Source organism: Brevundimonas sp. AVps4, assembly GCF_058681525.1.
On record NZ_CM178741.1, the window covers coordinates 438617 to 451202 of the forward strand.

A 12586-nucleotide genomic window follows, 5' to 3' on the forward strand; every position below is an offset into this window, starting at 1 on the left:
TTTGCGCGATACAAAACAGAGCCGGCAATATTGTTGCGAGTTACGCCGCCTGCAGAAACGGGCCGCCCGCCTCAGCCCGGCTTGGCGGGCTTATACGCCGTTGCAGCGGAGGCGGCCTTGGACCGGCGCTTCCTAGGGGGCATGGCTGTCGGTTCGGTCGAGGGTTTGGCCGAAGGCTTGCGGGGCGTCTTGCGGGGCTTGGGTGCGGGTGGGGCCGCCGACGCAGGCGCGGCCTTGGCGTCCCTCAACGCCCGCCAGGCCCCGCCGAGTTCCATGGCGACCAGCAGATGATCTTCAGTCAGAACACCCCTCCGTGCGAGGCGCAGATCGGCGATCTCGTTCAGCAACCGTGACGCCGCGCGCAGGTCGGGACGATTGGATCGCGCGCCCAGGTCCTGAAGCCGGGCGAAGCGCCAACCCGTCTCCGGCGGATGCTCCAAGGCCAGGGCGAACCGCGCCTGAGGCGCCAGATTCGCAGCGACGAAATCCCAGACGGTCTGGTTCGGCGCCTGACGATAATGGCCGGGGCGGGTCGGGAGGCCGGCGCGGGCGTAGACCTCCAGGGCGCCCGCCTCAATCTCGTCCAGCGCCTGATCCAGAGGCGAGGGAGCCTCCGAGGGGATTTCCGCAGGACGGACGAAGGGGTCTGCGGCGCCGGCCTGTTCGACCATATCAGTCGCGACTGCGGCGGCGCGCCCCGTCAGCCGGGACAGAAGGGCGAGCCACGCCTGCACGGGCGTCAGTCGACGTTGATCGCACTGGTCACCGACACGTCATAGACGACGCGGGTCACGCTCTGAACGAACTCGAAGAATTTGCGCGCCTCTGCGGCGCCGGCCAGGGGCACATAGATCACGTCCTCGGGCATGATCTCCAGATTGGTGGCGGCGAAGACATTGGCGGCGTTGTTGAAGTCCAGCTGATAGACCACCGGCACCCCCTTGGGCGTGGCCGGCTGGTTGATTCCCAGGGCCTGGGCCACCTCCGGTCGCTCGAAGCGGAAGACCATAACGCGCCGGGCGTTGGCGGTGGCGGTGTTCAGCCCTCCGACCTTGGACATGGCGCCCGTCAGGGTCATGGGTCCGGCGGGCATGTCGACCTGCGTAACGGCGTTCAGAGCGCCGAAGGTGGAGAACCGACGCGGCTTGTACTGGACGTTGATCACATCGCCCCTTTGCAGGCGCACGTTCTCGCTGAACTCGGTCGTCACGGCCGACAGGGGGGCGGTGTAGGTCTGCCCGCCGCGCTGGATGCTGATCGTCAGATCGTCGGTCGGGCGGGCCGATCCGCCGGCGGCGGCGATGACGTCCAGAATCCGATCGCTGTTGACGCCCAGCGGCGCGCGCCCCGGCTGGCGCACGTCGCCCAGGACGTTGACGGTGTTTGAGGCGTTGCCGGCGATGCCGACCAGGACCTGGGGGTTGGCGACCTTGCCGGCCAGGGCCCGGCGGATCGCGGCCGCCGCCTGGGTCGAGGTCAGGCCGACGACGCGAACCGGACCGGCGAAGGGCACGGAAACAGAACCGCTGCGATCGACCGTCACCCCCGGCAAGGCCTGGGACCCGCCGGACAGGCTGGGAACCGTGCGCGACGAAGCCGACGTCCCGCCCAGGCTGCCGCCGAACAGGGCGCCTGAGGGATCATAGATCGAGATCGCCAGCGTATCGCCCTCGCCGATCACATCGACCGGCTGTTCGCTGGAAGCGGCCGCCAGGGTGCCGAAGAACTGAGGCGGCACCGCCTTCATCCGCTCCGTCACCTCATAGGTCAGGGGCACGAGGGCGTAGCTGCCCAGGGCCTGGGGCGTCGAAGCCCCGGCGTCGATGGAGGCGCCCGAGGGTCCGTCGCGCGGCAGGGTGGAGCACCCGCTCAGGATGGCGACGATGGCAAGCGGCAGGATGGTGCGAGTCATGGAAACGGATCGGCCCTTGTTCGCGCGTTGATTACCCGCCTTTCGCACCGCCCGCCAGAGGCGAGGCCGCCGCCAGGCCGACCGCCCGAGCGACGATGTCGAAATGGGCTTCCCACGACGGCGCAGCGCGAGCCTCCGAGGCGGCGGGCGGAGACGTCATGGTCGCCCGCTCAATCGCCGCCAGCCAGCCCAGCCCGTCCAGGGGATCGATCAACTCGGCTTGGGGCGTCAGTTCCCTGTGCGGCGGAATGTCGGAGGCGATCAGGGGGCGGCCCATGGCCACCGCCTCGACCGCAGGCAGGTCGAACCCCTCGACCGACGACGGCGCCAGCACCGCCCGCGCGCCCCGCATCAGCCGCGCCAGCACCTCGTCGGACAGGTTGGCCGCCTGGTGAACGATCCCCCGCAGATTGGGCGAGCGCTGCAGATGATCCAGCACCGCCTCATTCTCCCAGCCGTAGCGCCCGACCAGGACCAGGGAGGGGGTGCGTTCGCCCAGCCGTTCCTCCAGCCGCCGCCACAAGGTCAGCAACAGGGCCAGGTTCTTTCGCGCCTCTATGGTGCCCACATGGACGAAATAAGGACGGCTGGTCGCCACCGCATCGCCGGCGACGAAGGCCGGTTCCAGGCCCAGGTGCGCCACATGGACCGGCGGCTGCGGCAAACCTTCTCGCGCCGCAAAGGCCCGCAACTCGTCGCGGGTATAGGCCGAGTTGACGATCACCCGACTGGCGTGACGCAGGGCGTGGGTCACTCGGGCGTGGTGTTTGGCGCCGTCGCCCGGCCGACAGAACTCCGGATGGGTGATGGGGATCAGATCATGGATCAGAACGACCCGTTCCACACCCGCCGCTTCCAGATCCCTCAGAGCGTCGGCCTGATGCAGGGTCGTATGGCCCACGTTCAGATAGAGGTCGGCGGCCGGCAGGGGCGCGACGTGACGGGATTTGAAGAACTGTTTCAACACCCGTCCCTTGTCCGCCGGCTTCTCACGCTCCGGCGGGGGCGGGGGACTGATGACAGACTCTGCGGGTCGGGCGGGGGCGGCCAGAGCCTCGAGCAACAAGGCTTCATGCGCCACGTCGGCGGGGGCGACGCCCGCCCCGCTCCAACGCGCGCGCAGATCGACCACGAAGTCCCGGAACCACTCGGGCTGGACGGCGACCAGGCGGTTCTTGCGCCCGCGAACCGGCAGGGTGACGACGTCGGGCCGTGACAGCAGCCATTCGGCATAGGCCAGACAGACACGATCGACGCCGGTGGGGGCGGAACGTTCGGCCCGGCTCATCAGCCGGCTGGCGTCATAGAGGATACGCATCATCAGCGGCTCAGGCGACGTAGCCGGCCTGCATCAGTTCCGCGATATGGACGATGGCGGTCGGCCGCCCCTCCTCCACCACAAACAGATTGGAAATCTTGTTCGCGGTCAGCAGGTCGACGACGTCGCTCATCCGCGCGTTCGGATCGACCGTGATCGGATTGGCCCCCATGATGTCGGCGGCGGTCAGGCCGGTGATGTCGCGCTGGAAGGCGCGACGCAGGTCGCCGTCGGTGACGATCCCCGCCAAGGCGCCGTCCGCCTTCAAGACGGCGACCGCCCCCTTTCGGCCTTCCGTAATGGCTGAGACCACTTCGCTGAAGCTGGCGTTCAGCGGCACGCTGGCCGGGGCCGCGGCGTTGTCGCCCATCCATTCCCGCACGCTTTGCAGGCTCATGCCCAAGGCGCCGCCGGGGTGGTGCAGACCGAAATCCAGGGCGCTGAACCCGCGCCGGTCCATCAGCACCATGGCCAGGGCGTCGCCCAGGGCCAGGGTCATCAGGGTCGAGGTGGTCGGCGCCAGGCCGTTCGGACAGGCCTCAGCCACCTTGGGCATGGTCAGGCAGACCGCAGCGTTGCGGCCCAGGAAGCTGGTCGGGCGCTGGGTGATGGCGATGACCGGAATGCCGTTGCGCTGGCAGAAGATCAGCGGATCGCGCAGTTCGCGGCTCTCGCCCGAGTTGGAAATGGCCAGAACCGTCACATCCGGGCGCAGCATGCCCAGGTCCCCGTGGCTCATTTCGGCGGGGTGGACGAAGAAGGCGTTGGTGCCGGTGGACGCCAGGGTGGCGGCGATCTTGCCGCCGATATGGCCGGACTTGCCGATGCCGGTGACGACCACATAGCCGGGACGGCTCATGATCACATCCACCGCCCGGGCGATCGAGACGTCGATCGTCCGCTCCAGCGCTTCCAGCGCCTCGATGTTCAGCCGCATCACCTCGCGAGCGCGGCCGGTCATGGCGGCTATGTCTTCGGACGAAGAATGGGCGATCTCGGTCATGTTTCGTCAGGCCCGCGGCCGGGCTCTCCTTGTTTCAACGCACGGCCGCAGACAGTCCCCTCGGCGGCGCGCACAGCCTCTTTCAGACGACTTTGTCGCTTTCGGGTCAACCTTTGCCGCTTTGGCGCGTTATAGGGCCTGGGGAAGCCGTAAAGAGTCAGATACCTATGCCGTCTCACGCCGGAGCCGCCGATCTGTTGTTGCCCCGACCGCCGGTCGTCGCCCAGGGAATCGCCCTGTTTCTCGACCTGGACGGCGTCCTGGCGCCCATGGCGCCGACTCCCGACGAGGTCGGTCCCGTGGCGCGCCGCACGGCCGTGCTGAAGGCGGTGCAGGATCGCCTCGACGGCCGGGTGGCCGTGGTCAGCGGCCGCACCATAAGAGAGATCGACCGGATCACCGACCGGGCCCTAGAGTCCGCCTCGGGCGTTCATGGACTGGAGCGTCGCCTGAAAGGCGGCCCGGTCCAGAGGACGACGGCCGACGCCGCCGTCGCCAGGGCTTTGGACGCCTTTCACGCCTTCGCCGCTGACCGGCAGGGGGTGATCGTCGAGGACAAGGGAGTCTCTGCGGGCCTGCATTATCGACTGGCGCCTGACCAGGGCGCGGCGGCGCAGCGACTGGCCCGGCAGCTGCAGGCCGAGACGGGCCTGACGCTGCAGCCTGGCCATATGGTGCTGGAGTTGAAGACGCCGGGCGCCGACAAGGGCACAGCCGTCGCCGCCTTCATGCAGGAGGGGCCGTTCAACGGGGCGACCCCCGTCATGCTCGGCGACGACCTGACCGACGAACATGGTTTCGAGGCCGCCGCCGCCCTGGGCGGCTATGGCGTGCTCGTCGGGCCTGAGCGCGAAACCGCGGCCCGCTATCGCCTGGACGATGTGGACGACGTCCTGACCTGGCTGGAAGCGGTGGCGGGGGCCTGAATCGATGACGCCCAATCTCGATCTCTTCCCCATCGGCAATTGCGCGATCAGCGCCCTGATCGACCGTCAGGGCCGGTTCGTCTGGGCCTGCGCCCCGCGCGTCGACGGCGACCCCGTCTTTTCGGCCCTGATGAACGGAGAAGCGCCCGAGCATGGCTATTGGTCCGTCGAGCTGGAGGGGCTGAAACACGTCAGCCAGGCCTATGTCCGCAATACGCCGGTGCTCAAGACCGTTCTGACGGCCGAAGACGGGGCCGCGGTGGAGATCATCGACTTCGCCCCGCGCCATCCGAAACATTCGCGAACCTACCGCCCCCTCGCCTTCGGGCGGATCATTCGACCGCTGCACGGCACGCCGCGTATCCGCGTCCGGCTGCGCCCCTCGTCCGACTGGGGCGCGCGGCGGGCGCCCCACACCTCGGGCTCGAACCATATCCGCTTCCTGTGCCCGGACGTCACCTTCCGTCTGACGACCGACTGTCCCGTCTCTCACGTCCTGGAGGAGCGGATCTTTCGGCTGGAACGGCCGCACGCCTTCTTCTTCGGCCCGGACGAGGGCTATGATCAGGATGTGGGACCGGGGGTTCAGGCCGCGCTGGACCGCACGGTCGCCTATTGGCAGGACTGGGTCCGCAAACTCTATCTGCCGCTGGACTATCAGGAGGCCGTCATCCGTGCGGCCATCACCCTGAAGCTCTGCGCCTATGAAGAGACCGGCGCCATCGTCGCGGCCATGACCACCTCCGTTCCCGAATTCAAAGAGAGCGGGCGCAACTGGGACTATCGCTACTGCTGGATCCGCGACGCCTATTATACGGTGCGGGCGCTGAACCGGCTGGGGGCGGTCGACATTCTCGAGAACTACTTGGGCTATCTGCGCAATCTGGTTGACGCCTCGGCCGGCGGCCATGTCCAGCCGGTCTATGGGGTGGGGCTGGAGCCGGGCATCGGCGAGAGCATCGTCGATACGGTCGAGGGCTATCGCGGCATGAAGCCGGTGCGGATCGGCAATCAGGCCCATGAGCACCTGCAGCACGACGTCTATGGCCAGATCGTCCTGCCCCTGGTCCAGGCCTTCTATGACCAGCGCCTGCTGCGTCCCGGAACGATCGAGGATTTCCACGCTCTGGAGAAGGTCGGGGAGCGGGCCTTCGCCATGCACGACCAGACCGACGCAGGGCTTTGGGAGTTCCGCACCATCGCGCGGGTTCACACCTATTCCTCCGTCATGTGCTGGGCGGCCTGCGACCGTCTGGCCAAGGCGGCGGATCATCTGGGCCTGCAGGCTCGCGCCGACGTCTGGCGTCAGCGGGCGGCGGCCATCCGAGAGCGGATCGAGGCGGAGACCTTCCTGACGGACGAGGGGCGTTTCGCCGCCAGTTTCGGCGGGCGCGAACTGGACGCCTCCCTGCTGCAACTTACGGATCTGGGCTTTCTGGACGCGCATGATCCGCGCCAGGTGGCCACCTTCGATGCGATCGAGCGGGATCTGAAAAAAGGACCCTTCCTGTTTCGCTATGTCGAACCGGACGATTTCGGCGAGCCCGAAACGGCCTTCAACTTCTGCACCTTCTGGTTCATCGAAGCCCTGCATCAGAACGGCCGGGTGGAGGAGGCGCGCGCCATATTCGAAGAGATGCTGGCCCGTCGCACCCAGGCCGGCCTGTTGAGCGAAGACATTTCCGTCGAGGACGGGGAGCTGTGGGGCAACTATCCCCAGACCTACTCCCTGGTCGGGATCATCAATTGCGCCGTGATGTTGAGCCGATCCTGGACCGACGTGCGTTGATCTTTCTGGTCCCGGGGCTGGGATCGCTGCCGAAGTGAAGTCATGAGCCGTCTCATCGTCGTATCCAACCGGGTTTCGGCCCCGACCGATCCCGCTGCGGGCTCCGCCGGCGGCCTGGCCATGGCCCTGTCTGCGGCCCTGCGAAAATACGACGGCCTCTGGTTCGGCTGGTCTGGAGAGACGATCGACAGCTTCACCGGCGAGATGAAGGTGGAGGACCGCGCCGGCGTGACCGTCGGACTGGTCGATCTGGAGCCCCAGGACGTCGAGGAATATTACAACGGCTACGCCAACAAGACCCTGTGGCCGCTGTTCCACCACCGGATCGACCTGGCCCAGTACGAACGCTCCTACGGCGAGGGTTATGAGCGGGTGAACCGCCGCTTCGCCGAGGTTCTGGCGCCGGTGATCAAGCCGGACGACGTCATCTGGATCCACGACTACCATATGATCCCCATGGCGCGGGATCTGCGTCGTCTGGGCGTCCGCAACCGGATCGGCTTCTTCCTGCACACCCCCTGGCCGACGCGCCAGCTGCTGGTGACCCTGCCGCATCACCGGCGGCTGGTGGAGTCCATGTTCGACTTCGATCTGATCGGCTTCCATACGCGCGAATGGTGCGACCTCTTCACCGACTATGTGGTCAGCGAGGCCCAGGGCGAGCTGTTCGGTCATGGCGGGCTGGAATGTTTCGGCCGCCGGGTTCAGACCGGCGTCTTCCCCATCGGCATCGATGTGGACGGCTTCCTGGCGGCGAAGAACTCGACCCTCGGGGCCCGGACCTATGATCGGATGGCGGCCTCGGCGGCCTTCCGCGCCATGATCGTGGGCGTGGACCGGCTCGACTATTCCAAGGGGCTGGAGGAGCGGCTGCTGGGCTATGAGCAGTTTTTGCAGGACAATCCGTCGATGCGTGGCGAGGTCTTCCTGCTCCAGGTCACGCCGATCTCGCGGGACGATGTGGATTCCTATCAGGACATGCGGGCGCGGCTGGACGCCCTGGCCGGGCGGGTCAACGGGGCCTTCGCCGACATGGATTGGCAGCCGATCCGCTATCTGAACCGCACCTACCGCCGCGACCAGCTGGCGGGGATCTATCGCGCCGCCAGGGTTGGGCTGGTGACGCCGCTGCGCGACGGGATGAACCTGGTCGCCAAGGAATATGTCGCCGCCCAGAACCCCGACGATCCCGGCGTCCTGATCCTGTCCCGGTTCGCGGGGGCGGCGGAACAGATGCGTGAGGCGCTTCTGGTCAATCCCTACAGCCGCGAGGAGCTGTCGGACGCCATCCAGAAGGCCCTGACAATGCCCCTGGCCGAGCGGGTGCGGCGGTGGGAGGCCCTGATGCAGGTGGTGCGCGACACCGACGTGGGCATCTGGCGCGACGCCTTCGTCAAGGCCCTGCTGGCGGTCGAGACCGAGCCGGAAAAATCCCAATGGGCGGGCGCGGCCTGATCCAGGGCCCGATCTAGCGAATGTCGAAGGCCAGCAGCAGGGTGCGCTGGGCCGGATTGGCATTGTCGTCCGACAGCAGATAGAGCCGGGTCGTCGGGCCGCGCCGCTCGGCCGCGACGCCTTCGAAATTGTCCGTTGTGCCGGGCAGCTTCAGTTCGATCAAGGCAGGTCCCAAAGACCCATCTGCCGCCATGCGCCGCACCCGGCCCCGCATGTCGATCGGCGGCGTATAGCGGCGCTCCACCACGAACCAGCCTTCGCCGGACGGATCGCGATCCAGACCGGTGAAGCGATAGTCGGAATCGCGGGGCGCCTCGGCCGGCGGCGAGACGACGGTGCGACAGCCGTTCATCGTGCAGTCCCAGACGCCGCCGCCTTCGCCGACCGCGCGCCAGCCGTCTGTCTGAGCGTGCGAAGCGGCTAGGCCCTCCATGCCTTCATTGTCCGCAAAGGCGACGGCGGGCGACGGAACCGGTCGGGGGGCGCGCACGGCCGACAGCGGGCCGTAATTCCAAATTCGATGGCGACGTTCGAAGCTGACGAGCAGGTCGCCTGATTGCGTCAGGGCCAGACCCTCGGCGTCTCCGTCGCGCTTGTCGCTGATCGGCGTCCCGTCCTCCAGGGCCAGCCGGTGAGACGCCAGACCATCGACGCCGACGAGCCGCCCCTGGGCGTTGAGCCGCAGGCGGCCGCGAACCAGGTCCCCCGCGTCGGATACGGCGACAAAGCCGCCGCCTCCGCTCAGTTTAAGATCGGAAAGCCCATGCAGCGGCGATCCCAGGCCAGCGACGATCTCGATCCCGCCCGCGAAACGCACGCCGGGCGCCAGGACGGCCCCGGGCAGGCCCAGACCGACCGGCTTCAACTCGGCGGCGGCGAAGGACCAGCCGTCTTCGTCTGAAAGGGACGGTTGGGGCGGGCCCAGGGTCGCGGCGCAGGCCGTCAGGGCCAGGGCCGACCAGGCCGCCGCGAGACGCGGTAGACGACGTCTCATGCGGCGATCTTCTGACGCGGCCGGCGCGCGGCCGGGGCGGCGACGTCCGCCTCGAACAGCTCGGCCAGTTTTTCGGTCATGGCGCCGGCCAGCTGTTCCACGTCGACGATGGTCAGGGCCTTGCGGTACCAGCGGGTCACGTCATGGCCGATGCCGATGGCCAACAGTTCGACCGGCGAGCGATCCTCGATCTCGGCGATGACCTGGCGCAGGTGCTTGTCCAGATAGAGGGCGGCGTTGGCCGACTGGGTCGAGTCGTCGACCGGCGAACCGTCCGAGATGACCATCAGGATGCGCCGCTGCTCGGTGCGGGCCAGCAGGCGGTTGTGCGCCCATTGCAGGGCCTCGCCGTCGATGTTCTCCTTCAGCAGGCCCTCGCGCATCATCAGGCCGAGGTTCTTCTTGGCCCGGCGCCAGGGTGCGTCGGCGGCCTTGTAGATGATGTGACGCAGGTCGTTCAGCCGGCCCGGATTGGCGGGTTTGCCGGCGCTGATCCAGGCCTCGCGGCTCTGTCCGCCCTTCCAGGCCCGGGTGGTGAAGCCCAGGATCTCGACCTTGACGCCGCAACGCTCCAGCGTGCGGGCCAGAATATCGGCGCAGACCGCCGCCACCATGATCGGCCGCCCGCGCATCGAACCCGAATTGTCGAGCAGCAGGGTCACGACCGTGTCGCGGAACGGACTCTCGCTCTCGGCCTTGAAGGACAGGGGCGCGGTCGGGTCGGTGACGATCCGGGTCAACCGGGCCGTGTCCAGCATCCCCTCTTCCAGATCGAAGGTCCAGGCGCGGTTCTGCTGGGCCAGCAGCCGCCGTTGCAGCTTATTGGCCAGGCGCGAGACGACGCTGGCCAGCAGGGTGAGCTGTTGATCCAGCAGATTGCGCAGCCGCTCCAGCTCCATCGGATCGCACAGGTCGGCGGCGTCCACCACCTCGTCATAGGCGGTGGTGAAGACGCGGTAGAAGTCGACCGCCCGGCCGTCGTCGGCGGTCTGCTGGCGATTGGGCTGCTGGCCCTCGTTCAGCTCCGGCCCGTCCTCGGCGCCGTCGCCCTCCGGATCGGCGGGCGCGCCCTCAGGGCGGCTCTCGCGCTCCTGCTCCGACGATTGATCGTCGGCGTCGCCCTCCATGGACTGGGAGCCCTCGCCGCCCTCCTCTTCCTCGTCCTCGTCCGGCTGATCGTCGGCGTCGGGCTCCTGGGGATCCGGCTCCTGATCGCCCGGGTCGTCCGAGGCGTCCTCGCCCTGGCCGTCGCCGGGATCCAGGTTCAGGGCGCGCAGCACTTCGCGCATCTTTTCGGCGAACAGAGCCTGGTCGCCGGCGGTCGCGGTCAGGGCGTCCAGCTGATCGCCCGCCTTGGCCTCTATGCCGGCTCGAACCAGATCCAGCAGGGATTTGGTTCCGTCGGGCGAAGGCCGGCCCGTCAGCCGTTCACGCACCAGGAGAGCCACGGCCTCCGAAACCGGCGCCCGTTCGGGCTCGAGGATGCGAAGCGCCCCGGTCTTCTCCAGCCGCGTCACCAGGGCGGCGTCCAGATTGTCCCTGACCCCCGCCAGGAATTCGGAGCCCACCGCCTCGACCCGCGCCTGTTCAACCGCGTCGAAAACCTCGGCCGCCTGGGTGTCGGCGGGGCGCATACGGGCGTCGATCCCCGCGTCATGATTGGCCAAACGCAGGGCCAGGCGGTCGGCCTGGCCTCGCAGGGACGCGCTCTCGTTACCGGAGGGGTCGCGTGGGGGATGCGGCAGAGTCAGTATCCCGCCAGCCAGCTTGGGTCCGTCCGACCCGAACACCACCTCCAGCTCAGGCTGCTCGGCCAGGGCGCGGGCGGCGTGGCTGAGCGCGCGTTTGAAGGTTTCGGCGGGAGTGTCCGGGGCGGCCATGCTCCTCAGTTAATCTTTTCACGCCGCTGATAAAAGCGCGATCAGGCGGCTTTTCGGATCGGCACGCGCCGCCCATAGGTCAGGCAGCGCCACACCCATTCCAGCGGCCCCATTCTGAACCGCGCCAGCCACAGCGGAGACCAGATCAGCTGGACCGCCCAAACGGCCGCCACCAAGCCCCACATGCCGACATAGTCCACCTGACCGAACAGACGCGGCCCCCAAGGCATGTAAAAGAGGGTGGTCATGATCAGCGTCTGGCTCAGATAGTTGGTGAGGGCCATCTGCCCCACCGGCCGAAGCGGGGCGACCAGCCAGGCCGGTCCGCGCGTGGTCACGAGCACGATCAGGCTGACATAGGCCAGGGTCACCAGGATCGGGAAGGCCGCGACCGCCTCCGCCAGCCCTTGCGTCGGATGGGCGTCGGGCGCGGCCATGATTTCGGTCCAATGGGTCGTCGCCACAAGGGCCAGGACCGCGCTCCCGACCGCCAGGACGAAGAGATAGAGCCAGGTCGGCGCCCGGCCGCTGAGGAAACCCGCCTTGAACAGACCCATGCCGGTCATCATCAGGGCGACGGTCGAAAAGACGAACATGGCCAGGCTGGCGCCCTGGAGGAAGAACCAGGCGGTCAGGTTCTGGCCCATGGCCCCGGCCCAGCCGCTGCGATAGGCGGCGATGGCGGCGGCGACGGCCTCCTGGCTGTTCTGCGGCTGGCCCTGTTTCATCGCCTCGACCACTTCTGCGGGGCCGGCGACCATCAGCCAGCTCAACCCCGCCTGCATCGCCCCCAGCGCCAGGGTGACCCCCAGCCCGACCCCGATCAGAACGGGGGCGGAGAAGGACCGCATCAGCATGACGAACAGGCCGGACCAGGCGTAGAGCAGAAGGACGTCGCCGTACCAGAAGGCCAGGCCGTGGATCAGGGCGATCACAGCCAGCCAGAACAGGCGCCGGCGCAGCAGCCGCCCCCGCGCCGCATCGCTTCGTTCACCGCCCACCAGAAAGATCGAAGCGCCAAACAACATGGCGAAGAGGGTGATGAACTTCTGGTGGAAGAAGACGTCCATCGCCCAACGGGCCACGGCGTTGGCGCCCGTCACAGGAAAGGGGCTGAGGTCCGCATCGCCATAGACCATGAAGGGCAGGCCGAAGGAGACGACGTTCACCGCCAATATGCCCAGGACCGCCAGCCCCCGCATCACGTCCAGAGAAGCGATACGGGCGGGCGCCTCGACCGGCGCCAATCCGGTCGGTTCCGTCGTCTGGTTCACCGTCGACATTCACAGCCTCCCCCGAAGCGTTTCAG

At 67.9% G+C, this 12586-nt stretch carries 10 protein-coding genes; 3 read left to right on the forward strand and 7 right to left on the reverse strand.

From position 1 onward, the window contains the following. Positions 1-71: 71 nt before the first annotated feature. From ACW178_RS02165 to ACW178_RS02180, 4 genes are read right to left on the reverse strand one after another with little or no spacing between them, the layout of a single operon-like run. The gene (locus ACW178_RS02165) at positions 72-734 is read right to left on the reverse strand and encodes a hypothetical protein (RefSeq protein ID WP_287103310.1); all 663 of its coding nucleotides are present in this window, start codon (positions 732-734) and stop codon (positions 72-74) included. A gap of 5 nt (positions 735-739) precedes the next feature. Next, positions 740-1912, reverse strand: coding sequence for a polysaccharide biosynthesis/export family protein (locus ACW178_RS02170; protein ID WP_287103309.1), 1173 nt, complete (start codon positions 1910-1912; stop codon positions 740-742). A gap of 31 nt (positions 1913-1943) precedes the next feature. Continuing rightward, positions 1944-3233, reverse strand: coding sequence for a glycosyltransferase family 4 protein (locus ACW178_RS02175; RefSeq protein ID WP_464159544.1), 1290 nt, complete (start codon positions 3231-3233; stop codon positions 1944-1946). Positions 3234-3240: 7 nt separating this feature from the next. Beyond that, a complete protein-coding gene (locus tag ACW178_RS02180) occupies positions 3241-4233 on the reverse strand; it encodes a KpsF/GutQ family sugar-phosphate isomerase (RefSeq protein ID WP_287103499.1) in 993 nt (330 codons plus the stop codon). Positions 4234-4400: 167 nt separating this feature from the next. Between ACW178_RS02180 and otsB the strand changes: the two genes are divergently transcribed. From otsB to ACW178_RS02195, 3 genes are read left to right on the forward strand one after another with little or no spacing between them, the layout of a single operon-like run. After that, positions 4401-5159: a trehalose-phosphatase gene (otsB, locus tag ACW178_RS02185; RefSeq protein WP_287103501.1), complete on the forward strand. Its 759-nt coding sequence runs from the start codon at positions 4401-4403 to the stop codon at positions 5157-5159. A 4-nt stretch (positions 5160-5163) separates the two neighbouring features. After that, on the forward strand, positions 5164-6948 hold the full coding sequence (locus ACW178_RS02190) for a glycoside hydrolase family 15 protein (RefSeq protein WP_054764327.1): 1785 nt from the start codon (positions 5164-5166) through the stop codon (positions 6946-6948). A 42-nt stretch (positions 6949-6990) separates the two neighbouring features. Further along, complete coding sequence (locus ACW178_RS02195) at positions 6991-8403, forward strand: alpha,alpha-trehalose-phosphate synthase (UDP-forming) (protein ID WP_054764328.1); 1413 nt, start codon at positions 6991-6993, stop codon at positions 8401-8403. 13 nt (positions 8404-8416) lie between these two features. Here the strand turns inward: ACW178_RS02195 and ACW178_RS02200 are convergent, their stop codons facing one another. Genes ACW178_RS02200 through ACW178_RS02210 form a run of 3 tightly spaced genes read right to left on the reverse strand, consistent with a single transcriptional unit; the run spans position 8417 to position 12560 of the window. Further along, positions 8417-9397, reverse strand: a complete 981-nt coding sequence (locus tag ACW178_RS02200; protein ID WP_287103504.1) for an esterase-like activity of phytase family protein — start codon at positions 9395-9397, stop codon at positions 8417-8419. Next, entirely contained in the window at positions 9394-11277 is a 1884-nt protein-coding gene (gene cobT, locus ACW178_RS02205; protein ID WP_191558672.1) for a cobaltochelatase subunit CobT, read from the reverse strand. The genes ACW178_RS02200 and cobT overlap by 4 nt, the downstream gene beginning before the upstream one ends. 41 nt (positions 11278-11318) lie before the next feature. Beyond that, the gene (locus tag ACW178_RS02210; RefSeq protein ID WP_054764331.1) at positions 11319-12560 is read right to left on the reverse strand and encodes a DUF418 domain-containing protein; all 1242 of its coding nucleotides are present in this window, start codon (positions 12558-12560) and stop codon (positions 11319-11321) included. Between the last annotated feature and the right edge of the window lie 26 nt (positions 12561-12586).